General features: G+C 69.2%; 19 protein-coding genes and 2 pseudogenes. 11 read left to right on the top strand and 10 right to left on the bottom strand.

Annotated elements, in window-relative coordinates; genetic code table 11:
- The first annotated feature begins 112 nt into the window (after positions 1-112).
- Together AC6JBM_RS00530 and AC6JBM_RS00525 are read left to right on the top strand one after the other, a co-directional pair.
- On the top strand, positions 113-1,030 hold the full coding sequence (locus tag AC6JBM_RS00530) for a TIGR03619 family F420-dependent LLM class oxidoreductase (RefSeq protein WP_497981632.1): 918 nt from the start codon (positions 113-115) through the stop codon (positions 1,028-1,030).
- Between the two features lie 60 nt (positions 1,031-1,090).
- Positions 1,091-1,543 (top strand): annotated as a pseudogene (locus tag AC6JBM_RS00525) (SMP-30/gluconolactonase/LRE family protein); the annotation flags it as partial.
- 15 nt (positions 1,544-1,558) lie between these two features.
- On the opposite strand, the gene AC6JBM_RS00520 reads toward AC6JBM_RS00525, so the two are convergent.
- Complete coding sequence (locus AC6JBM_RS00520) at positions 1,559-4,201, bottom strand: CaiB/BaiF CoA transferase family protein (protein ID WP_497981631.1); 2,643 nt, start codon at positions 4,199-4,201, stop codon at positions 1,559-1,561.
- A 147-nt stretch (positions 4,202-4,348) separates the two neighbouring features.
- Between AC6JBM_RS00520 and AC6JBM_RS00515 the strand changes: the two genes are divergently transcribed.
- From AC6JBM_RS00515 to AC6JBM_RS00500, 4 genes are all read left to right on the top strand, one after another.
- The gene (locus AC6JBM_RS00515) at positions 4,349-4,981 is read left to right on the top strand and encodes a GntR family transcriptional regulator (RefSeq protein ID WP_497981630.1); all 633 of its coding nucleotides are present in this window, start codon (positions 4,349-4,351) and stop codon (positions 4,979-4,981) included.
- Positions 4,982-4,989: 8 nt separating this feature from the next.
- Positions 4,990-5,400, top strand: coding sequence for a Zn-ribbon domain-containing OB-fold protein (locus AC6JBM_RS00510; protein WP_497981629.1), 411 nt, complete (start codon positions 4,990-4,992; stop codon positions 5,398-5,400).
- The gene (locus tag AC6JBM_RS00505; RefSeq protein ID WP_497981628.1) at positions 5,397-6,533 is read left to right on the top strand and encodes a thiolase family protein; all 1,137 of its coding nucleotides are present in this window, start codon (positions 5,397-5,399) and stop codon (positions 6,531-6,533) included. Before AC6JBM_RS00510 ends, AC6JBM_RS00505 begins: the two co-directional genes overlap by 4 nt.
- Positions 6,534-6,596: 63 nt before the next feature.
- The gene (locus AC6JBM_RS00500; RefSeq protein ID WP_497981627.1) at positions 6,597-7,811 is read left to right on the top strand and encodes an amidohydrolase family protein; all 1,215 of its coding nucleotides are present in this window, start codon (positions 6,597-6,599) and stop codon (positions 7,809-7,811) included.
- A gap of 77 nt (positions 7,812-7,888) precedes the next feature.
- Here AC6JBM_RS00500 and AC6JBM_RS00495 read toward each other — a convergent pair whose 3' ends face one another.
- The 3 genes from AC6JBM_RS00495 to AC6JBM_RS00485 are packed head-to-tail and all read right to left on the bottom strand — an operon-like array spanning position 7,889 to position 12,930.
- Entirely contained in the window at positions 7,889-9,193 is a 1,305-nt protein-coding gene (locus AC6JBM_RS00495) for an aspartate aminotransferase family protein (protein ID WP_497981626.1), read from the bottom strand.
- Positions 9,194-9,217: 24 nt separating this feature from the next.
- Positions 9,218-11,251, bottom strand: a complete 2,034-nt coding sequence (locus AC6JBM_RS00490) for a hydantoinase/oxoprolinase family protein (RefSeq protein WP_497981625.1) — start codon at positions 11,249-11,251, stop codon at positions 9,218-9,220.
- A gap of 2 nt (positions 11,252-11,253) precedes the next feature.
- On the bottom strand, positions 11,254-12,930 hold the full coding sequence (locus AC6JBM_RS00485; protein ID WP_497981624.1) for a hydantoinase B/oxoprolinase family protein: 1,677 nt from the start codon (positions 12,928-12,930) through the stop codon (positions 11,254-11,256).
- Between the two features lie 148 nt (positions 12,931-13,078).
- Between AC6JBM_RS00485 and AC6JBM_RS00480 the strand changes: the two genes are divergently transcribed.
- The 5 genes from AC6JBM_RS00480 to AC6JBM_RS00460 all read left to right on the top strand — a co-directional run bounded on the left by AC6JBM_RS00480 (position 13,079) and on the right by AC6JBM_RS00460 (position 18,402).
- Positions 13,079-13,900, top strand: coding sequence for a beta-keto acid cleavage family enzyme (locus AC6JBM_RS00480; protein ID WP_497981623.1), 822 nt, complete (start codon positions 13,079-13,081; stop codon positions 13,898-13,900).
- A 5-nt stretch (positions 13,901-13,905) separates the two neighbouring features.
- Positions 13,906-15,315, top strand: coding sequence for an aldehyde dehydrogenase family protein (locus AC6JBM_RS00475; protein ID WP_497981622.1), 1,410 nt, complete (start codon positions 13,906-13,908; stop codon positions 15,313-15,315).
- Positions 15,312-16,634, top strand: a complete 1,323-nt coding sequence (locus AC6JBM_RS00470) for a hypothetical protein (protein WP_497981621.1) — start codon at positions 15,312-15,314, stop codon at positions 16,632-16,634. The genes AC6JBM_RS00475 and AC6JBM_RS00470 overlap by 4 nt, the downstream gene beginning before the upstream one ends.
- Entirely contained in the window at positions 16,631-17,548 is a 918-nt protein-coding gene (locus AC6JBM_RS00465; RefSeq protein WP_497981620.1) for an SDR family NAD(P)-dependent oxidoreductase, read from the top strand. Before AC6JBM_RS00470 ends, AC6JBM_RS00465 begins: the two co-directional genes overlap by 4 nt.
- Before the next feature lie 83 nt (positions 17,549-17,631).
- A complete protein-coding gene (locus tag AC6JBM_RS00460) occupies positions 17,632-18,402 on the top strand; it encodes a crotonase/enoyl-CoA hydratase family protein (protein ID WP_497981619.1) in 771 nt (256 codons plus the stop codon).
- A 13-nt stretch (positions 18,403-18,415) separates the two neighbouring features.
- Here AC6JBM_RS00460 and AC6JBM_RS00455 read toward each other — a convergent pair whose 3' ends face one another.
- The 6 genes and pseudogenes from AC6JBM_RS00455 to AC6JBM_RS00430 form a co-directional block, all read right to left on the bottom strand.
- On the bottom strand, positions 18,416-18,790 hold the full coding sequence (locus AC6JBM_RS00455; RefSeq protein ID WP_497981618.1) for a hypothetical protein: 375 nt from the start codon (positions 18,788-18,790) through the stop codon (positions 18,416-18,418).
- Between the two features lie 4 nt (positions 18,791-18,794).
- Positions 18,795-19,631 (bottom strand): fumarylacetoacetate hydrolase family protein, encoded by an 837-nt coding sequence (locus AC6JBM_RS00450; RefSeq protein WP_497981617.1) that lies wholly within the window; start codon positions 19,629-19,631, stop codon positions 18,795-18,797.
- On the bottom strand, positions 19,628-19,957 hold the full coding sequence (locus AC6JBM_RS00445; RefSeq protein WP_497981616.1) for an SDR family oxidoreductase: 330 nt from the start codon (positions 19,955-19,957) through the stop codon (positions 19,628-19,630). Before AC6JBM_RS00445 ends, AC6JBM_RS00450 begins: the two co-directional genes overlap by 4 nt.
- Positions 19,958-20,016: 59 nt before the next feature.
- Positions 20,017-20,184 (bottom strand): annotated as a pseudogene (locus AC6JBM_RS00440) (thiolase family protein); the annotation flags it as partial.
- A gap of 164 nt (positions 20,185-20,348) precedes the next feature.
- Positions 20,349-22,130 (bottom strand): flavin-containing monooxygenase, encoded by a 1,782-nt coding sequence (locus AC6JBM_RS00435; protein WP_497981615.1) that lies wholly within the window; start codon positions 22,128-22,130, stop codon positions 20,349-20,351.
- Complete coding sequence (locus AC6JBM_RS00430) at positions 22,127-23,050, bottom strand: alpha/beta fold hydrolase (RefSeq protein ID WP_497981614.1); 924 nt, start codon at positions 23,048-23,050, stop codon at positions 22,127-22,129. Before AC6JBM_RS00430 ends, AC6JBM_RS00435 begins: the two co-directional genes overlap by 4 nt.
- Between the last annotated feature and the right edge of the window lie 9 nt (positions 23,051-23,059).

Here is a 23,059-nt window from a genome sequence, read left to right as displayed (position 1 = left end):
GCTCCACGACTTCGTTCCGGCACACAGAACATGTCGGAACGCGGTCCGGTCGTTCTGCTCTGCGAGACGTCACGCTGGTCGGCCAGGAGCTTCGCGCCGGAGAGTCATGCGAATGAAGATCGGCGCACAGCTCGCTGTCACGACGCACACGATCGACGCCGTCACCCTGGCACAGGAGCTCGAGGCCCGGGGGTTCGAGTCGTACTGGGCTCCCGAGCACACCGTCGTGCCCAAGCACCCGGGCATCGCCTTCCCCATGACCGGGGGAGAGATCCCCGACGTCTACCACCAGATGGCCGATCCGTTCGTCGTCCTCAGCATGATGGCCGCCGTCACCAGCAGGCTTCGGGTGGCCACCGGAGTCTGCCTTGTGCCGGAGCACCCGCCGCTCACCCTCGCCAAGGCCGTCTCGACCCTGGACGCGTTCAGCGGGGGCCGCTTCCTGTTCGGCCTCGGCACCGGATGGCTCCGCGAGGTCACCGAGCTCCACAACCCGGCGGCGGCCGCCAAGCCCTGGGGTTACACCATCCAGGCCGTCGCGGCGATGAAGGAGCTGTGGGCAAACGAGTCGGCGAGGTACGACGGAGATCTGGTCACGTTCCCGGAGATGGTCTGCGATCCACGGCCCCGGCAACGCCCGCATCCCCCGGTGATCGTGGGCGCGCAGCCCACGCCGGTCGCCGCGAGCCGTATCGCCGCGTGGGCCGACGGGTGGCTCGCCACCGGCGTAACACCGGCACAGGTAGCCGAGTTCCGGGCAGCGCTCGATGCCGAGTGCACACGGATCGGCCGGGACCCCGGCAAGGTGTCGATCACGGTCGGCGTGCGCGACCCCAGCGAGGACATCCGTGAGGCGTACGCCGCGGCCGGCGTCGAACGGCTGATGGTCCTGCTCTACAACCACCCGGGTACCCGCATCCCGCTGGAGGACTGGGCCGCGGTCGGAGTGGCGACCCTGTCGGCCCCGCCGCCGACCCCTGACCAGACCCTGCACGCGCTCGACGCGGTAGCAGCCATGGCGGGGCTGTGAACCGCGGGCTCCCTCAGCCGCTGCTCGACGAGCACTGAGCCGCGACCCGTTGCCGCGGACGGCGTCGTGATCCTGGTCGAGCCGGATGGCAGCGCCAGGGTCGTCGCCGAGCGGCTCGACGCCCCCAACGGGCCGGCCCTCCTCGATGGGGGCAACACCTATGTCGTCGCCGAGTTCCCGGCCCAACGGCTGACGGCGTACGACCGAGGTCCGGACGGCTCGCTCTCCGCGCGCCGACCGTGGGCCGACCTCGCCCCGGGCAGCGCCGACGGGATTGCGGCCGACCCGGCCGGTGGGATCTGGTGCGCGTCGCCGTGGACGTCCGACTGCCGGCGGGTCCTCGAGGGCGGCGCTGTCGCCGACGTCGTGGACTTCACCGACCGGATGCCGCTGGCTTGCGCTCTTGGCGGTCACGACGGTCGGACCCTCTTCGTCCTCAGCTGCGTAGGCGGAGCCGAAGCCATCGCCGCCCGGACCTGCACCTCGGTGATCGAGACAGTCCGCCTCGGCTGAGCCGATCCGGGCGGGTCAGAGCGCTCCGTCGGCCCGGAGCTCGGCGATCCGGTCGGCTTCGAGCCCGGCGAGATCCTCCAGCACCCGGTCGGTGTCCTCGCCGTAGCTCGGTCCGGACCGGTCGTACCGGCCGCCGATGTAGGTGGGCGTCTCGGAGAACCAGGTCGGATGCTCCTTGACCGGCCAGCGGCCGAGCTCGCTCTGGTCCAGCTCGACCAGCCAGCCGAGTGCATCCAGCTGCGGGTCCGACTCGTAGCGGTCCTGCGCGGTCTGGCACACGCCAGCGGGCACTCCTCGCGCTTGCAGCTCGTGCATGAGCTCGAAGCCGTCCCGAACCCGGGTCGTCTCGGCCACGAGCCGGTCGAGCGCGTCGGCGTGCTTGATCCGGTCCGCCAGTCTGGTGAACCGGTGGTCGTCGCGCAGCTCCTGGAGGCCGAGCACGTCGGTCACGTCGTACCAGTGGGCTTCGGTGAACGCCGCCAGCGCGAGCCACCGGTCGTCGCCCTGGGTGGGGAACGCGCCGTGAGGAGCGGCTTGCTTGTACGGCGAACCGTTGCCGTAGCGAGCCCAGTCCCGGCCGTTGGCGGTCTTGTCCAGGATCGCGGTCCCGGTGAGGTAAAGGCCCGTCTCGCCCTGGGAGGCGTCGATATGGCAGCCCAGCCCCGTGACGTCTCGACGGTAGAGCGCAGCGAGCATCGCCGTCGCCATGTTGTATGCCCCGAACCAGTCCAGGTACGAGTAGCCGATCCCCGCCGGCGGGAACGGTGCCGGTAGCCCGGACATGTCGCTCATCCCCGAGATCGCCTGAGCGCTCGGGCCGAAGGTGCGCACCTGGCCGTAGCTCCCCCGTTCGCCCAGGCCGCTCTGCTGCACGTAGATGATGCGGGGGTTGAGCTCGCGGAGCCGGCCGTAGCCGAGTCCCATCCGAGTCATCGTGCCGGGCGAGAAGCCCTCCACGACCATGTCGGCATTCCGGATCAGGTCCTCGAGGATCTTCCGCGACTCGGGATGCTTCAGGTTGAGCGAGAGCGACCGCTTGCCGGAGTTGATCTCCATGAAGGAGCCACTGCGGTTCGGGCTGCCGTCGTCCCCAAAGTATGCCGGCGTGGGCAGCGCGTCGACCGCAGCGTCCCGCTCGGCGCGGCCTCCGGGCGGACAGGCGCCGAGCGGGCTGAACCGCATACGGTCGGGTCGGCTGATGTGCTCGACCTTCACCACGTCGGCACCCATCGCGGCGAGGAACCGACCCGCACCCGCGCTCGCCAGCATCCAGCTCATGTCGACGACGCGCACGCCGGACATTGCAAACGGCTTGCCGTGCGGGCTGACGATGGTCGCTTCGTTCCGGGGCGACGTGTACGCCGGCCGCCGCTCCGGCAGGCCGCGGCTCCACTCTGCCTCGACCTCGTCGGTGTGCTCACCCACCAGCGGCGGACGCGGTCCCCGCGGCCACTCGAACTCCTCCGTGACCCACTTCCCACCGGTGTAGAGGAACGTGCGGTCGAGCTCGGGGTGCCGGACGTCGAAGAACGCGCCCCGTTGCAACCAATGCTCGTCCGTGGCGTTCTCCTCGGGGCGCCGCACCGGCGTCCAGGGGAGGTTGAGTGCCTGCGCGTCACGCCAGACGTCTCGCTCGAACAGGGTCTGCCCGAGGAGGAGGTTGACCTGGTACGCCAACCGGTCGCGCGCCTCATCGCTGTTGCGGTAGTCCGTGGCGTACTTGGGGTCGTCCAAGTTGGCCTCGAAGCCGTACTTGCGGAGGAGCTTGACGGTGGCGTCCCATTCGTCGCCCTGGGAGCGGACGTAGGTCCGGTAGGGCAGGACGTAGCGACCGTCCTTGGTCAGAGCGATCGACGGACTGCGAGCGGAGGTGGTCGAGTGCCTGCACGTGACGCGGCGGTGCACCTGCTTGAGGTAGATCCAGTCCGGCAGGTCGGTCTCGGTGTTCTGGCTGACTGCCTGGTGCACGCTCGTCGAGAGTGCCTGCCCTCGTCCCGTGTGGAGCCGGTAGGTCAGAGCGGCCAGGATCGACATCGCCGCCATCTCACCGGCGATGTAGTACGCCTGCCACATCTGGGGTGCGATGGGCGGGGTGTCGTACCCGCCAGTGGGGTCTGGGTCGTATCCGCAGTTCATCATCACCCCGCCCAGGGCGAGGTGGACCAGGTCGCTGCCGGCGTAGTCGCGCCACGGGCCGATGTCGCCGAACGGAGAGATCCTCGCGTGGATCAGCCCAGGCTTGGCCTCGCGCAGCACGGCGTACCCGAGACCACGTTCGAGGAGGTAGCCCCGCGGCCGACTGTCCAGGATCACATCGGCCTGGGCGGCCAAGCGGCGGAAGCGCTCCTGGTCGCTTCCCGAGTCGAGGTCAAGGACGATCGAGCGCTTGCCCAGGTTGTGGTGCCAGAAGTACAGGCTCCGGTCGGGGTGCGGCTGGTCGTCGAGGAACGGGCCGTACGTCCGGGTCTCCGCCCCGCCCGGCGGCTCGACCCGCACCACGTCCGCGCCGAGGCCGGCCAGCACCTTCCCGCAGTACTCACCCAGCTCGTCGCCGACCTCGAGAACCCGCAACCGACCCAGGAACGCGAGGTGCCCTTGGGGCTCGCGGCCCGCCAGGTCGCCGGCCCAGGTAGTCCCCTCTTGTGGTGCGTAGCTCATGACAGCCTCCTAGGTTTGAGATATGATATCCCATACAGCACACGTCGCCATGTCGCATCTCATGCTCAAAGTGACCTGGCACATACGCGAGCGAGGCGAAAGGGCGGTCCCCGCATGATCGAGAGGCCTGACAACCTCACCGACCTCGTGTTCGCGGCGATCCGCGACCGGATCGTCGATGCATCGCTGCCACCCGGCAGCTCGGTCAGCGAGGCGACGCTCGCCAAGGAGCTGACTGTGAGCAAGACGCCAGTCAGGGAAGCACTGCTGCGGATGCGCCGGATCGGGCTCGTCGAGCCGACGTCGCGGGGGCTCCGCGTGACGCTGCCCTCGGTCCGGTCGGTGCGGCACGCGTTCGAGTACCGCGCGGTTTTGGAGTCGGGCGCCGCGACCTATGCGGCTCGCCACGCCACGGGCGAGCAGCTCGACGCCGTCGCGCGCTGGGCCTCGGAGTCCCTGGGCTACGCACAGGACGGCGATCCGGCCAACTTCAGGCAGACCGACCATCAGTTCCACGTCGCGGTGGCCAACGCCTCAGGGAACGAGTTCATGCGTTCCGCGATCGAAGACGCGTTCGTCCTCACGGTGGCACTGCGTCAGCGTGACGTCAGCCTGGTCCGCGACTTCGTCCCGGACGCGCTTGAACACCTCGAGATCGCCGACGCCCTGCGCGCCCGCAACTCCGCCGCCGCGAGCGCTCTCCTCGCGAGCCACGCACTCCGCATCATGGACCAGCTGCTCGACGCGATGGCGAAACCCGCCGCCGTACCTGCTGGTTGAGCCCCGCCATGCGCCCCCTACCGCGACCCACCGCCCTGTCGCGCCCGTTCTGGGACGGCTGCCTCGACGGAAGACTCCTCGTGCAGCGCTGCTCTAGCTGTGCGCGTTGCTTCTTCATCCCCAGCGCCTTCTGCCCCCACTGCCTGGACGCCGATTACGAGTGGATCGAGTCCTCCGGACGGGGCCACGTCGTCACCTGCACTGTGGTCTGGAGGCCGCCGACCCCGGCCTTCGACCCGCCGTACGTCGTGGCCGTCATCCGGATGGAGGAGGGGTACGACATGTTCACGAACATCGTCGACGTCGAGCCGGAAGCGGACCTGATCGGCGCCGCAGTCCGGGTCCGGTTCCATCAGGAGTCCGAGGACATCGTCCTGCCGTTCTTCGAACTCGCAGCGACGAATGGGCGGCACCCGTGAGAAGCCGGCAGGCCGTCATCGTGGGTGCGTTCAATACGCGACAGGCTCGGAAGCTGAGTGGGGAGACGTCCGACACCGTGACCGCGGCCGCGATCCGAGGCGCATTGAGCGACGCCGGCCTCACTGTGGGAGACGTCACCGGTGTCAACATCCTGCCGGGACTGGACTATCAGAACGGCTCGCGCAAGTTCGGCTACGCGATGGGCATCCCCTACTTCTGGGCTGGCCGGGCCATGCCGGGCACCGCGTCGGTTCTCGAAGCGGCCACCGCGATCGAGGCCGGCGTCACCGACGTCGTCGTGGTCGCCGCCGGCGAGGCGGGGATCCACCAGGACTCCGCGAGCACGGCGCCCTGGACCCGTCCCTCAAACGAGTTCATCGAGTGCTGGGGGCTGATGACTCCCGCCGAGTTCGCCCTGTCAGCAAAGGAATACATGCACAGGTTCTCGGTCGACCCCGCGAAAGTTGCTCTTGTTGCAGCGGTGATCCGGAACAACGGCGCGCGGAACCCGGAGGCTGTCTACTACGGTCGCGGCCCGTTCTCAGCGGAGGACATCCTGGCCTCGCGCATGGTCGCGGACCCCTACCACCTGCTCGAGTGCGCCACGACCGCAGAGGGAGGCAGCGCCCTCGTCCTCACCACAGCGGAGCGGGCTCAGGACCTCCCGGGGGTCGCCGTCGCCGTCCTCGGGGGCGGCTCTGAAAGCTGGGGGCCGAGCTACACGCACCCGCCAACCTATGAACGGGTCGGGATGCTGGGCAGGGACGCGGCCGACCGCGCCTTCGCGCGCGCCGGGCTCGCTCGTGAGGACGTCGACGTCTTCGAGCTCTACGACAACTTCAGCTGGGAGATCATCAGGTACTTCGAGGCGTTCCGGTACTGCGGCGTCGGCGAAGGACCCGACTTCGTCGCCGACGGCGCCATCGAGGTCACCGGTCGCTATCCGGTGGTGACGGATGGCGGCACGATGTCGCACTCGCACACCGGGGAGTCGCAGCGGATCCAGCGGGTCGTCCAGGCGGTGCGCCAGCTTCGCGGCACGTCCGCGGCAAACCAGCTGCCGGACCCGCAGGTCGCCCTCGTGGCCGCTCTCGGCGACGTCGTGCTTCTCGGGCGTCAGAGCTCTCGCTGAGACGTGATATCTGAGATATTGTTGGCGAAGGAGGCGAGTCCAGAAACGAAGGAGAGACCTGGGATGACGACCACCGAGCTGCCGAGGATCATCAGCGTCGACGACCACATCATCGAGCCCCCGACGCTGTTCCAGAGGTGGCTGCCGGCGAAGTACCAGGACCGGGCGCCGCGGGTGGAGCGTCGGCTGATCAGCAAGGAGTCGAAGCTGTTCAGCGGCTTGGTCGAAGACCCGGACGGGGACCCGGGGGACGTCTGGCTGTTCGGGGACTCCGCGTACGTGCTCAGACGGCCCATCCTCATCCTCGACGGCGTCGAGACCACGGCCGACATGCGCGGCAACGAGCCGGCGACGTACGACCAGATGCACCCCGCGTGCTACGACCCCCGAGCCAGGCTCGAGGTGATGACCTCCCAGCACGTCGAGGCCTCGCTCGCCTTCCCGACCTTTCCGCGATTCTGCGGTCAGGCGCTCAGCGAGCAGACCAGCAAGGACCGGGACTTCGGGCTCGCGTGCGTGGAGGCCTACAACAACTTCATCGTCGAGGAGTGGTGCGGCGACTCGGGCGGCCGCCACATCCCGCTCCCGGTCGTGCCCCTGTGGGATCCCGCGCTCGCCGCGGCCGAGGTGCGCCGCAACGCAGCGCGTGGCGCTCGTGCGGTCACGTTCAGCGAGATCGTCGGTCACCTCGGCTTCCCGACGATTCACCACGCCAACTGGGATCCGTTCTTCTCAGCCTGCGAAGAGACCGGCACGGTCATCTGCATGCACATCGGCTCGTCATCGAAGATGATGCCGATGCCGCCGGATGCACCCGACGTCGTCGCGACGACGCTCCAGTTCTCCAACTCCTACGCCTCGATGGCGGACTTCATCTTCTCCGGCGTGCTCGACCGCTTCCCGGCCCTCAAGCTCGCCTACTCGGAGGGCCAGGCCGGCTGGCTCCCCTACGCGATGGAGCGGATGGATCACGCCTACACCCACCACACGTGGGGGCACGGAGAGGTCAAGATGCAGGAGCTGCCCTCCACCTACATCCGACGCAACATGTACGGCTGCATCTTCGCCGACCGGCACGCCATCGAGCAGGCTCATCGGATCGGCATCGACAACCTGATGTTCGAGGTCGACTTCCCGCACGCCGACGGCCCCTACCCGCACACCCTCGAGCACCTTGCCGAGCAGTTCACCGGAATCGACGCCGAGACGACGTACAAGATCGTCCGCGGCAACGCGATCCAGCTGTTCCAGCTCGACCTGGACCGCCAGCCCGCCTGACGGCGACACCGGGCCACGGTCCTCACCATCGCCCCCGCCCCGGGCCTCCCGGGGCGGGGGCGATGGTGTGTAGGGGGCTAGCGGAGCACGCGCTGATGGGTGGACACGACGTCACCCACGGCATTCACGAACGAAGCCAGGTCGGCGTCGGTCACGGACAGTGCGAGCGCCAGGTAGCCCCTGCGGGCAATGTAGAAGCCGCGCAGCATGAGCTCGATGTGCAGCAGGGCGCGCTTGTCGGGCGCCGGGTCGATGTGGCGACCGCTGGCTATCGGGGAGCGCTGGAAGTGCAGCCCCAGGATGGAGCCGACACCGGTCGCCTGGACGGCGACGCCGAACTCGGCGAAGACGGAATTCAGCCGGTCCCGGAGTCGGTCACCCCGCGCGTTCAGCTCACCGACCACCTCGGGCGTGAAGACATCGCGCAGTCCCACCAGGCCGGCCGCCATCGTGACCGTGTTGTTGTTGAACGTCCCGGCGTGCGACAGGTTGCCCGGGACACTCGGGTCGAACCGCTCCATCAGCCGCCGATCGCCACCGAACGCGCCGAAGCTGAATCCCGCGCCGAGATACTTGCCGAACGTCGTCAGATCGGGCACGACGCCCAACCGTTGCTGCAGTCCGCCCGGCGCCAGCCTGGAGGTCATCACCTCGTCGAAGATGAGCACGACGCCGTGTCGAGTCGTCGCCTCACGGATCGAGCGGACGAACTCGGCGGTTGCGGGCACTGCGCCACCGCCGCCGAGCATCGGCTCGAGGATCACGGCAGCCAGGTCGTCACGGTGCTGCCGGATCGCGGCCAACGTCCCGGGCACGTCGTTGAAGTCGCACACGACGTAGGGGTACGGAGCGTTCAGAGGCGCCTCGCCGCGGAAGCTCAGCACGCCTCCGTGGTAACCGCTCTCGAAGACCAACACCTTGCTCCGGCCGGTCACCGCGCGGGCGGTCCCGATCGCGAAGAGGTTCGCCTCGGTTCCCGAGTTCGTGAACCGCAGCAGCTCGACGGAGGAGAACCGCTCCGTGATGATCCGCGCCAGCTCCACCTCATAGTTGTTGGGTCCGCCGTACGACAGCCCTTCGTCGAGGGCTCGGCGCACGGCCGTCAGGACCCTGGGGTCGGAGTGGCCGTAGAGGCCGGCTGAGTACTCACCGAGCAGGTCGACGTAACGGTGCCCGTCGAGGTCGGTGAGGAACTGTCCCTCCCCCGCCACGAACGTGACCGGGAACGGCGAGTAGTAGATCGAGGTCCGCGTGTTGCCCCCAGGTAGCACGGTCCCCGCGTCTCTGAACCGACGCTCACTCCGGGGGTTGCTCGCGACGTACCGCTGCTCGGCCAGGGTCAGCAGCTCGCGCAGCTCGGCCTCGACGTCGGTGGTGGTCATGCGCTTCTCCTAATGACGAACGGTCTAGGGCAGCCGGATGTCGAGCCATCCGTGCTCGTTGACGACCGCGGAGTCGCCAGCGCGAAGCAGGACCGTGGTGGTGGTCGACTCGAAGAGGGCGGGACCCGTGACCCTCTCCCCCTGCGCCACGGTCTCCATGCGGTGCACGGGAACGTCGATCCAGCCATCCAGGTAGACCTGACGCGCACCGGCACCCCGGCGGTGGCCGCTGCCCGTCGACAGCGGCTCGGCGCGCAGCTCCGGCAGCTTTCCGACGATGGTGGTCCGTGCGTTCACGATGACCACCTCCTGCCCGGGCGCGTTGTACGCGTAAAGCTCCTGGTGTCGCTTGTGGAACCTCGCGACGACCACGTCGATGAAGTCGGTCGCGTCGACGTCCACGTCGGTGATGGGCACGGTGATCTCGTAGATCTGCTCGCCGTACCGCATGTCGAGCGCACGCTGGGCCTCGATCTGCCCGTCGAACCCGTCAAGCCGGGCTCGGCCCTCGCGCTCCATGTCGAGCAGCACCCGACGCATCCCCTCGGCCGAAGTCGACGCGGCGTCCCCGATGTGGGAGCGCACCATCTCGTAGCGCAGGTCGGTGGCCAGCATCCCCCAGGCGGACAGGACGGACGCGACGTTGGGCACGACCACCCGCTTGATGTCAAGAAGCCGGGCCACCTCGGTGACGTGGATGCCCGCCGCGCCGCCGAAGGAGACGAGCGTGAAGCCGCGCGGGTCGACGCCTCGACGCACAGACACGATCCGGATCCCCTCGGCCATCGTGGTGTTGACGACCTTGGAAATGCCTGCGGCAGCCTCGACCATCGAGACCCCCAGAGCCTCGCCCACGGCTTCGACCGCCGTTTCCGCGGCGGCGGCGTCGAGAGGCAGATCGCCACCCGCGAAGCTGGCCGGGTCGAGCAACCCGAGCACGACGTTCGCGTCGGTGACCGTGGCCTCCGTGCCACCTCGCCCGTAGCATGCCGGACCTGGTACGGCGCCGGCGCTTTCCGGGCCCACATGGAGGATGCCGGCGTCGACCCGGGCGATCGAGCCGCCACCCGCGCCGAGCGTGTGGATATCGAGCGTGGGCAGCGAGACCTTGGCGATGCCGACCTGCTTCTCGGCGGTCAATGGCGCCTCGCCGTTCTGCAGCAACGCGATGTCAGTGCTGGTGCCGCCCATGTCGAAGGAAATCAGCTCACCGGTACCGACGAGCTTGGCGGCCTGCTTCGCGGCCGCGATGCCTCCAGCAGGGCCCGAGAGAACGGCCCCCGCGGCGAGCCGGCCCGACTCCGGGATCGTGGCCACGCCGCCGTGCGAGTGCATGATCATCACCTCGCCGGCGTAGCCCGCGTCGGCGAGGCGGCCGCTGAGCCGTGACAGGTAGTCTGCGAGCACTGGGCCGACGTACGCATTGACCACCGTTGTCCAGACCCGCTCGTACTCCTTGATCTGCGGCAGGACCTCGCTCGACAGCGACACATAGGTGTCAGGGAGCCTGTCCGCCAGCGCGGCGGCCGTCACCTGCTCGTGCTCGGGGTTGCGATAGGAGTGGAGGTAGCAGACCGCTATGGCCTCGGCTCCCGACGCGGCGGCTGCCTCGACCGCGGCTTCGAGCGACTCCGCCGCGAGGGGGATCGCCGCTGTACCGTCCGCCCGCATCCGCTCATTGACCCCGAAGCGTCGCACCCGCGGCACCAGCGGCTGGGGCGGCGCCATCCGTACGTTGTACCGGTCCTCCTTCATTCCCTCGCGCATCTCGATCACGTCTCGGTGGCCCTCGGTCGTGAGCAGAGCAACCTTCGCACCCTTGCCCTCCAGCAGCGCGTTGGTGGCCACCGTGGTGCCGTGCACGATCCGCTCGGTCTCACCCAGCATCTGCTCACGCGTGGTGCCCAGTGCGGCGGCGAGCTTGGTCAGCCCCTCGAGCAGCCCGTCCGAAGGGTCCCGCGGGGTGGAGGAGGACTTGGCGATCACCACCCTGCCGTCGCCGTCAACCGCGGCCAGGTCGGTGAACGTGCCGCCGATGTCGATGCCGATCCGGTACATGCTCAGGCCCCTGTCGTGAGGAGGGTGGTGTCGGTCGCGTCGTCCACCGAGACGAATCCGTTCTCGACGTCCCGCCGCCGCGCATCGGGAGATCGCTCGGCCGGCGGCCCGTAGCCACCACCGCCCGCGGACTCGACGAGGAACACCGAGCGAGGTGGGACCTCGATGTCGACCTCCTTGGTCCGGAGCTCCCGCACGTCCTCGCCCGCGAGGAGCCGGTACCGGTGCGGGTCGCCGTCGCGTCCACCACACGTCCCGAACGACGGGTGCCTGACACCGTCGCCCGCCGTGTTCGCCACCGCCGTCTCCTCGGTCTCCATCCGGAGCCGGAGCACCGAGCCGGCGCCTCCCCGGAACTGCCCGTCGCCGAACGAATCTGGCCGGAACTCGTGGTGCTCGAAGAAGAGCGGGAACCGGACCTCTGCCACCTCGACCGAGCCGAACTTGGAGGAGCCCATCGCCTGGCCCTCGCCTGCCGTCTCCCACCCGTCTCCCGCCGGGGAAGCACCTCCTCCCGGCCGCGCGTGGAAGAGGTGCCAGATGAACTGGCGGCCGGTCCGCGGGTCAACACCCTTGATAGCGATCCGGAACCGCCGGCCCCAGCCGGCGATCACCCGATCAGGACAGGCGCCCACCAGGGCCTTGATCACCGACTCGGCGATCTCCTGGGCGCAGTGGTTCGTGGCCAGCGTGACCGGCCCCGGGGGGCGTGCCCACACCACCGTGCCTTCCTTGGCCGTCACCGTGAGCGGCCGGAACGTCCCCGAGTTCTTCGGGGTCCGCGGCTCGATGAGGAAGGACAGAGCCATGTAGACCGCGGACATCATGTTCGGGTACGACGAGTTGATGAAGCCGGTGACCTGGGGGTGGGAGTCGCACAGGTCGACGTGGAGCGAGTCTCCCGACACCGTGACCTTGGCCCGGATGTAGACATCCTCGGCGCCGTGGCCGTCGTCGTCGAGCACGGCCTCGCCGAAGTAGACCCCGTCGGTCCAGGTCGAGATGCAGGCCCGGGTCTGGCGCTCGGCACTGTCGAGGATGGCATCGATGGCCCGGGTGACCGTCTCGGCGCCGTACTCCTGCAGCAGCTGGAGGACCCGCCTCTCCCCGACCCAGGACGAGCCGATCATCGCCCGGAGGTCACCCAGGAAGTCGTCGGCATGCCGCACGTTGGTCGCGATCATCTGCATGACGTCCTCGCGGACCGTCCCTGCGTCGTACAGCTTGAGAGGGGTGATCCGCAGCCCCTCCTGCCAGATCTCGGTCGCGCTCGGGTTGTACGCACCGTGCGTCGAACCACCAATGTCGCTCTGGTGGGACCGGTTGATCGACCAGAAGCGGAGCTCGTCCTCGAAGAAGACCGGCACGAACGTCGTCAGGTCCGGGAGATGGTTGCCACCGTGATAGGGGTCGTTGAGGAGGTACACGTCCCCGGGCTTGATCGAGTCGCCGAAGAAGTCCGTGATGGCCCGGACCGCCCACGGCATCGAGCCGACGTGGATCGGCACGTGCTCCGCCTGTGCGACCAGCCGCGCCTCGCGGTCGGTGATCGCCGTGGAGAAGTCCCTGCTCGAGTTGAGGATTTGCGAGTAAGCGGTGCGCAGCATCGCTTCGCCCATCTCCTGCACGATCGCCTCGAACCGGTGCGTGATGACGGAGACGGTCACGGGATCGACCACGGGTTCCTGCTTTCTCTTCCTGGTCCCGAACGTCTCGCGAGCTGCTGAAGACGGAGGCGGGATGGACGGTTGCTGAGATACCATACTCCATATACCGTACGTCTGTGACGAGGAATCTTCAGGCTTCCCAAGTCCTCAGGAGGCGGGCGTGAGCGTGATCATCACCGTGGCGCCGACGGGACCCATCGCGACGAAGCAGGACAACGCCTGGCTGCCGACGCAGCCCGACGAGATCGCCGACCAGGTCGCGGAGGCATACGCGGGCGGGGCCTCGGTGGCCCACCTCCACCTGCGCGACCGCGACGATCGGCCGACCGCAGATCTCGACATCGCGGCCCGCACCGTCGAGCTCATCCGGGAGCGCTGCCCCATCCTGGTGCAGCTGTCGACCGGCGTGGGCCTGACTGTTCCGTTCGAGGAGCGCGAGCAGCTCATCGAGCTGCGCCCGGAGATGGCGACGTTGAACCCGTGCAGCATGAGCTTCGGCGAGGGCGAGTTCCTCAATCCGCCCGCTGGTGTTCGCCGGCTCGCCGCCCGGATGCGGGAGTTCGGGGTCAAGCCGGAGCTCGAGATCTACGACACCGGTCACCTTGACGCGTGCCTGCGACTCCGCGTCGAAGGGCTGCTGGCCGAGCCGCTCCAGTTCAGCATCGTCCTCGGGGTCCGCGGCGGCATGGCGGCGACCGCCGAGAACCTCATGACGATGGTGCGCCGGCTCCCGGAGGGTGCGGCCTGGCAGGTCATCGCCATCGGTCGGGCCAACCTGGAGCTGACGGCGATCGGGCTGGCGCTCGGTGGGAACTGCCGGGCCGGGCTGGAGGACACGCTCTACCTCCGCAAGGGAGAGTTGGCGGCGGGCAGTACACCGCTCGTCGCACGCGCGGCTTCCTTGGCGCGCGCCCTCGACCTCGACATCGCTGACGTCCACGCCGCTCGTCGCCAGCTCCAGCTGCCCTTCCAGGAAGGGTGACCGCGATGACGGACCAGGTCTCGATGACCATCGGCGGCAACGCCGTCGCCACGACAGGGTCGTTCGAGGTGGTCGACCCGGCCACCGGCGCACCGTTCGCCACGGCACCCGAGTGCACGGAAGCCCAGCTGGACCAGGCGATGCACTCCGCCCGGGACGCGTACCGGACCTGGAAGCAGGACGAGCCCGCCAGGCGGGAGCTGCTGCTTGCGGGAGCCGACGCCGTCCTGGCAGCGACCGACACGATCGCCCCCTTGCTGACCCACGAGCAGGGGAAGCCACTCGCCGACGCCCAGATGGAGGTCCGCTCGGTAGCTCTGTGGCTCCGTCACTTCGCCGGGCTCGAGGTCGACGACGAGATCCTCCAGGACGACGACAAAGCCCACATCCGCGTCGAGCGCCGCCCCCTCGGGGTCGTGGCCGCGATCACCCCGTGGAACTTCCCCCTGAGTCTGGCGGCTTGGAAGATCGCGCCCGCGCTGCGGGCGGGCAACACGATGGTGCTCAAGCCCTCGCCGTACACACCGCTGGCGACCCTGCTGCTTGGCCAGGTCCTGGCCGATGTGCTGCCGGCCGGCGTCCTGAACGTGATCAGCGGCTCCGACCCGCTCGGTGCGCTCATGACCGGGCACCCGATCCCGCGAAAGATCTCCTTCACCGGCTCCGTAGCCACCGGCAAGCGCGTCGCAGCCGCGGCGGCACCGGACCTCAAGCGCATCACGCTGGAGCTCGGCGGCAACGACCCGGCGATCCTGCTCGACGACATCGACGTCGAAGCGGTCGCCGAACGGCTCTTCTGGTCGGCCTTCCGCAACAACGGGCAGGTGTGCTCAGGGGTCAAGCGTGTCTACGCCCCGGAGCACCGCTACGACGAGGTCGTCGAGGCGCTCGCCTCCGTCGCCAGCTCGGTGCGGGTCGGCGCCGGAACCGATCCGCGGAGCCAGCTCGGCCCCATCAACAACGCGCCCCAGCGGGATCGCGTGGCCGGACTGGTCGACGACGCGGTGAGTCGGGGCGGGCAGGCCGTCGTCGGCGGAGCCATCGTCGACGGCCCCGGCTACTTCTACCAGCCGACCATCCTCCGAGAGGTCACGGACGGCATGGCCGTCGTCGACGAGGAGCAGTTCGGGCCGGTGCTCCCGGTCCTTTCCTACCGATCCGTCGACGAGGTGGTGGAGCGCGCCAACGACACCCATTTCGGGCTCTCGGGCTCGGTGTGGGGCACCGATGCCGACCGCGCGGCGGCCGTGGCCGACGAGCTGCATTGCGGCACCGCGTGGGTCAACACCCACCTCGCCCTCCGCCCCGACCAGCCCTTCGGCGGCGCGAAGTGGAGCGGCATCGGCGTCGAGAACGGGCAGTGGGGGCTGCACTCCTTCACTGAGGTGAAGGTGCTGCACCGGAGCCGTGCGTGAGGGAACCAGCGGCCGCGTCGGCGGTAGGCGCAGTTGCCGACGAGCCGCTGTCGGCCGACCAGCAGACCCGGCTGCACCAGGCCATCTGGGCCGAGCGCGGTCGCCGGTTGGACGTCGCGATCACGGTCTCGCCATGCCCCTACGACGACGCGGATCTGATCGAGCTGCGGCGCGAGGGTCGGGCCGTCGGCTTCCTGCCGCACGAACTCAGCTCGCACCTCACGAGAGATCGGTTCCGGACCGTGTTCCCGGACATGGACTCCTACGCCGAGTCGCCGGCGAACGGCTTCGTCAACGCAGCCGACGTCTGGGGCTGGTTCGACTACGAGACGGCCCGCGAAGCGCCCTGGCTCGACCTCGACGAGCCGGCAACCCTCATTGCGGTGGCCGCGGCCGGGCGCACCATGCTGACCCTCGACCAGTACATCGTGGCCAGCCAGGACCGGCACCTGCTGACCGGCCACCACCTCGACGACCGGCGCAGCTGGTCGCGGCTCGCCACGACGTACGACGGCCGCACCATCGCGGCACGGTTCGACGGTGACCGGCCGGAGGAGGGTCGCGAGGACGAGCCGCCCACCCCGGGCTCGCTGCTGGTGGCTTACGACCTCGCTCCCAGCGACAACGGCCAGATGCTCGGGGTCCGCACGCGATCGGCCACCCCACCCGTCAGGTCCCTCTGGGACGACCTGTGGACCCGGACCGCCGATGCCTACGTCCGGGCCGGGTACCCGGCCCGGCTCGGTACCACTCCTACCGACTACCTCGCCGGGCTCGCTCGCGTCCCGCAGCAGCCTTCCACCTACGCCAGCCGGTTCGCCGTACCCCTGGTCATCGATCCACGCATCCCGTGGCAGGAGCAGGCACGTCTCCTCGGCGTGCGGCTTTCGAGCCAGTCCCAGCGTTTCTCCTTCGAAGCCGTCGAACCGGCCGCGTGTCCGGAGGTGCCCTACGTGGGCTGGTTCAACGCGTGGCATGCCCGCTTCCCCGAGCCGATCAGCTCGATCGACGCCCGAGCGGAGCTCGCCGACGACGAGTGCGGCGCCACGCCGATTGAGCTCCTGGCGATGAACCTGGCCCTGCCGGACCTGGTGCGGACAGCTCGCTTCTTCGAGGCGGTCGGCTTCGTGATGACCACAGCCACCACGGAGCACATCACGAACCGCAGCCCTGGCCGCTGCCTATGCCTGTACCGCTGGCGGGGAGCACCGGAGCTCGGCGCCAACCAACACCCAATTCCCTACTCGATGTTCCGGCCCCTGATCCGTGGGCGGGACATCACCACCACCATCCCAGCGACGACCGAGGAAGGCCCATGACCACGCACTTCATGCAGCAGTTACTCCAGGACCACATCGACGCGGGTCACGGATCGCAGACGGTGTGGTGGGACGAGACGCGGATCCCACTCGACAGCATCGAGAAGCGTGTCACCGACCTGTTGGACCTACGGGGCCGACGCGCGGTCGTCACCGGTGGGGCGGGCATCAACCTCGGCCAGGCCTGCGTGAACAGGCTGGCCGGGCTGGGTGCAGACGTCGCGGTCGTCGACCTGAGCGCGGAGCAGGTACGTGAACGCGGCTTCTCGCGGCACCCTTCCGCGCCGGACGCAGCCGGCGTCGCTGCCGCGGCGGCCGAGAGATGGGGAGCGAAGGTCGTCCCGATCCACGGCGACGTCATGGACTGGGACGGCGTCCAGACCGTCATGGCCGAGGCCGCGCAGGCGCTGGGCGGCATCGACATCCTGGTCAACAACGCGGCCGACGTCGTCGTCGGCGAGTTCGTCGACTTCGGGCGCGAGGAGATCGACCGTTCCGTCCGCGGCACGCTGACCGGACCGATGTACTGCACGCGCGCGGTGCTCGACTACATGCTGCCCCAGGGGCAGGGGCGGATCATCAACATCGGCTCCGAGGCCGGGAGCTCTGCGATGCCCTGGCTCACCGTGTACGGCGCCCTGAAGGCCGGGCTCGGACAGTTCACCCGGTTCCTCGGCAAGGAGCTCGGCCCGCAGGGGATCCAGGTCCTCGGCGTCAACGCCGGCTCGATGTGGGGCCCGGGGCGACCACTGACCGAGGACCGTCCCGAGACGCTCTACGCGCGCGGGCGGACCGCCATCCAGCGCTACGAGCTCCCGGAGGAGGTCGCGAACATGGTCGCGTTCCTCGCCAGCGACGCCGCGAGCGCCATGAACGGCGCAATGATCGACATGGGCGGCGGCATGGCGGTCTGACCCGCCAGCGTCAGGACCCGACCGACCCGTGAACACGATGGGCCGGCCGAGCACCCCCGATTCTCGACCGAGCCTGGAGCGACATGACCGAGCCGGGTGTCACCACCGAGCGCATCCGCAATGGCATCCTCGTCATCGCGATCGACCGGCCCGCGGTGCGTAACGCGGTCGACGCCGCCACGGCCCGGCAGTTGGCCGAGGCGTTCGACGAGCTCGACTCCGATACTGCCCTGCGTGTCGGCATCCTGACCGGACGCAATGGCGACTTCTGCACCGGCATGGACCTCGCCGCGGCGACGCGCGGCGAGCGGCCGATCCTCCCGGGCCGCGGTTTTGGCGGCCTCACCGAGCGACCGCCGCGCACACCGCTCATCGCCGCAGTGGAGGGCTACGCGCTCGCCGGCGGTTTCGAGATGGTCCTCGCGTGCGACCTGATCGTGGCGTCCCGGACCGCACAGTTCGGCCTGCCCGAGGTGCGGCGCGGCCTGGTCGCGGGCGCCGGCGGCCTGCTACGGCTGCCGGAACGCATCCCGTACCACGCGGCCATGCGGCTCGCCCTGACCGGTGACCGGATTGACGCCGCCACGGCCGAGCGCTACGGCCTGCTGGCCGAACTGGTCGACGCGGGCGACGCACAGGCCGCGGCGATCGCGCTGGCCGACCGGATTGCTGGCAACGCTCCGCTGGCCGTACGGCACAGCAAGAGGATCGTCGCGGAACTCCGCCGGCCGGCGACAGCGGAGCTGTACGAACGGCAGAAACCGCTCCTCCGTGAGATCTACGACTCGGCCGATGCGAAGGAGGGCGTCCTCGCGTTCACGCAGAAACGGTCGCCGCGATGGCAGGGGCGCTAACCGTTCTCCGCCCCTACGGTAGGGCCTGGTCGCGCAGGAAATCTCGTGCCGAGGTCGCGGCGGCGGCGCCGTCAGCCGTCACGGCGTAACCCCCGAACCCCCTGCCGGCGTCCTCGTCCAGCAGCGATTCCAGCAGGCCCGTGTTGGGCACCATCCCGCTGTTCACGAACAGACCGGCCAGATTCATGTCGGTGACGGCCGCCGATCTCACGTCGCGAACCTGCACCGCAGCCAGCACCCCGCCGGATTCGTGCACTTCAGTCACCTCGGCATTGAGCGCGGCCACGACGACTCGAAACCGCTCCGGCGCACAGCCAGCCAAGACCGCATTGACAGCCGCCAGGCGGACTGTTACGTCGCGACGGCTCTCCTCGACAGCCAGCAGCACCTCATCACGATCCGCTCTCGTCCTCCGATTCACCGACGATCGTCTGTGCACCCCTATTCCGCGACGCGCACGATCTCTGCGGTTCGTCCGCGGCGACGGCGGCCACCACGGGGTTCCGCAGCGTCCCGATGCCCTCGACCTCGACCTCGACCACGTCGCCGGCCCGGAGGGGTTCGAGGTCCGGCGGCGTGCCGAAGCAGACCAGGTCGCCGGGACGCAAGGTCATGAACCGGCTCACCCAGCTCACCACCTCGTCGGTCGACCAGTTCATGCGGGAGGTGACCGTGTCGGTGACGACCCGGCCGTTGATGCGGGCACGGAGCGCCGTGTCGTCCGGGTCGAGCTCCGTCTCGACGACCGGTCCCAGCACACCGAAGGTGTCGAACGACTTCCCCGGAAGGAACGGGGAGTTGGTGGTCAGCCCGAGGTCCGTCGCCGTCACGTCGTTGACGCAGGTCCAGCCGAGGACGTGAGCACGCGCTTCGGAAGGGGTGACCTCGCGACAGGTCCGGCGGATCACGGCCGCGATCTCGGGTTCGTAGACCACGGTGCGGCACGTGGCCGGGAGGACGATCGCCTCGCCGTCACCGATGAGCGAGCTGGTCGGCTTCACGAAGAAGCTCGGGCCGTCCCGGCCGTCGCGGCCCTTCCAGTTGCCGAGCAGGCAGACCACGGTGCTGGTCGCGGTGACCGGTTTGACGACGTTGAGCCTGTCGGCCGGGCCGAGGTCGCGGCCCTCCCGCTCGAGGTCCTCGAGGTCCAGCAGCTCGACAGAACGTTCCGGGTCCAGACGCGCCCAGACCTCGTCGCCGGAGCCGACCAGGACCCGCCCGATCCTCATGCCTTCGGCCCCCCGGCGACGTAGAGCACCTGTCCCGAGACGAACGAGGCATCCTCGCCGACGAAGAACGACACCGCCGCGGCGATGTCCGCCGGCTGGCCCACCCGACCGACGGGGATCTGCGCGGCGCGCATGACGGTGTACCCGTCGTACGGCATCCCGATCCGAACCGCGGCGTCCTCGACGGCAGTGGCGCACGCCTCCGCAGAGAGGTCGAGGACGGCGACGGCGCAGCCATCGGCCGCCAGTCGGTTCGCGACCCCGCGGCCGATCCCTCGGGCTCCTCCGGTCACGATCGCCACCGGGCTCCTGTCATTGCCGAACACAATGATTCGTCCTTTCTCGGTGGAGGTCGCCGTGGCGGCGACCGCTACGTGGTCTGCGCTCAGCCGACCCGTTCGAAGATCGCGGTGAGCCCCTGCCCGCCGCCGATGCACATGGTCTCGAGGGCGTAGCGCCCTTCGCGCCGCCGCAGCGCTCGCAGCATCGTCGCGAGGATGCGGGCTCCGGTAGCGCCGACGGGGTGTCCGAGCGAGATGCCGGACCCGTGGACGTTGACCCGTTCCCGTCAGCTGCGCCGAAGCCCCACTCCTGCGTCACCGCCAGGACCTGTGCGGCGAACGCCTCGTTGATCTCGATCAGGTCCATCTCGGGCCGGCGACGATGCGGGAGAAGCCCGCGACGACGAGCCCCGACAGCGGCCCTTCGCCCGACATCTCAGCCATGCTCGGTCGGCTCGAAAATCAGCCCCTGCCACGTTCCTTCGGCGCGCCAGGCGCTGATGAGGTGGTCGAAGGCGACGATCCCGGGCCCGTAGGCCCCGTTGCGCCTCGATGCGGTCGCATTGGGCTGTCCTTCGTTGTTGTAGTAGCCCGGGGTGCACGACTCGAGGAACTCGAGGTTGGCGCGCGAGGACTCGAAGACGGTCTGGGCCCAGGCCTCCTCGTCCGCCACGACCACGTCGACCGCGCGGGCACCCCGTCGGTCGACCTCGTGGATGACCTGGCTGACGTGGCGGCTCTGGACGTCGAGCACGTGGGCGAAGTTCGAGCTAACGCCTACCTGGTTGAGCGCGATGATGAAGAAGTTCGGGAAGCCGCTGGTCTGCATCCCGTAGAGCGTCGAGATCCCGGTGGAGAACTTCTCGCTCAGCTTGCGACCGCCACGGCCGACCACGTCGTAGCCGAGCCTGGTCGCGAACGGCGCCCCTACCTGGAACCCGCTGGCGAAAACGAGACAGTCGACGTCGTACTCGGTGCCGTTGACCACGATCCCGGTCGGGGTGACGCGCTCGATCCCTCGGCCGTCGGTGTCGAGCAGGGTGACGTTCGGCCGGTTGAACGTCTCGAGGTACTCGTCGTTGAAGCACGGCCGCTTGCAGAGGGCCCGATACCACGGCTTCAACCCCTCGGCCGTGACCGGGTCGCGCACGATGTCGGTCACGCGGGCGCGGATCTCCTCCATCTTGGTGAAGTCGTCGATCTCGTCGAGCACACCGCCGCTCAGCGTCCGGAGGCGGTAGATGGCGGTCCAGCCGTCGTTGACCAGATCGGTCTCCGCGTCGCCGCCAGCCACGAAGGTCGAGAAGTTGTCCATCCGCTCGCGCTGCCATCCATGCCGGAGCGATGCGTACCAGGCCTGGTCGGTCGTCCGGTTGTTGCGCGCGTTGACCGCAGACGGCGTGCGCTGGACGACGTACAGGTGTCCGGCGCTGGCGCCCAGGTGAGGCACCGCCTGGATGGCGGTCGCCCCCGTCCCCACGATCGCGACTCTCTTGTCCGCGAGCCCCTCGAGCCGACCGGTGCTGTCGCCTCCGGTGTAGCCGTAGTCCCAGCGGGTCGTGTGGAACGTGTGGCCGCGGTAGGACTCGATACCGGGCACGCCGGGCAGCTTCGGCTTCTGCATCGCACCGGCCGTCATGCAGACGTAGCGGGCGGTGAACACGTCGCCACGGTCGGTCTCAACCGTCCAGAGTTTGGTGTCCTCGCTCCATGTGACACCCGAGACCCGGGTCTGAAGCAGCGCGTTGTCGTAGAGGTGGTAGTGCCGGGCGATCCGTCGGCAGTGCTCGAGGATCTCGGGTGCCTTCACGTACTTCTCGCTGGGCATGTAGCCCGTCTCCTCCAGCAGCGGGAGGTAGATGTAGGCCTCGGTGTCGCACGCGGCGCCCGGGTAGCGGTTCCAGTACCACGTGCCGCCGAAGTCACCGCCCTGCTCGACGAGCCGGATGTTGTCATAGCCCAGGTCGCGCAGGCGCGCGCCGAGGAGCAGTCCTCCGAACCCCCCACCGACGACCGCGACGTCGACATGGTCGGAGACCGCCTGACGCTCGATCCTCGGCGTGTACGGGTCGTCGATGAAGTGCGCGAGCTCGCCCTCGAGCGCCTGGTACTGGCGCGAGCCGTCCGGGCGCAGCCGTTTGTCCCGCTCGATCCGGTACTTCTCGCGCAGCGCGTCGGGGTCGAACCCTAGCGCCTGCTTGTCTGTCTGCACTGTCACCTGATGTCTCCTGGGAGGGCTGTTGCCCGGGCCGCGTTGCGACGGACCGCTGCGATGATCTGGGGCCAGGCTTCGGGCACGATGCCGTGGCCCATGCCGTCGACGACCTCGAGCCAGGCGTCCGGTACGGCGTCCGCGGTCGCCTGGCCACCACTGATGTCGACCAGGCGGTCGTCGCTCCCGTGGATGGCGACGGTCGGCACGCACAGGCCGCGTAGCGCGAGCGTCCGGTCCGCCGAGGCGATGACGGCCGCCTGCTGTCGGAGCCGGCCAGCCGGGTCGTGTGCGCGGTCGTGGGCCGCGGCCGCACGGGTCCGGGCTGCATCCTCGTCGAACGGGAAGCCGCTCCCGGCCAGCGCGCGCGACCGTTCCACAGCCGCCTCGACGACTCCCTCACGCGTGGCAGGAGCGGGTCGGCGCATCAGCTCCATGGTGGCTGGGTCCGCCTGGCCGACCGACCGGTCGCCGGTGCTCGACATGATCGAGCAGAGGGAGAGCACCCGCTCGGGCCAGTGGATCGCCACCAGCTGCGCGACCATGCCTCCCATCGACGCGCCGAGGATGTGGGCGCGATCGATGCCCAGCGCGTCGAGAAGTCCGACGCTGTCGGCAGCCATGTCCTCGAGGGTGTAGGGCAGGGTGGTCAGATCGCCGTGTCGGATCGCGGTGAGGTCAGGGGCTCCCTCGAGACGCTGGGACAGCCCGACGTCGCGGTTGTCGAACCGGATTACGAAGAAGCCCGAGTCGACTAGGTCGTCGCAGAAGCTCATGTCCCAGCCGTCCAGCTGGGTGCCTATGCCCATGATCATGAGGAGCGGCGGGTCCGCCGGGTCGCCGTACGTGGCGCAGCACAGGCTGATCCCGTTCGCGGTGACCAACCGCGTGGCCTCCGCTCGCAGGTCGTGGCGGGTCGATCCCACCGGGCCTCC

Source organism: Dactylosporangium thailandense, from assembly GCF_059739745.1.
This window is presented reverse-complemented; position numbering and strand designations above follow the sequence as displayed.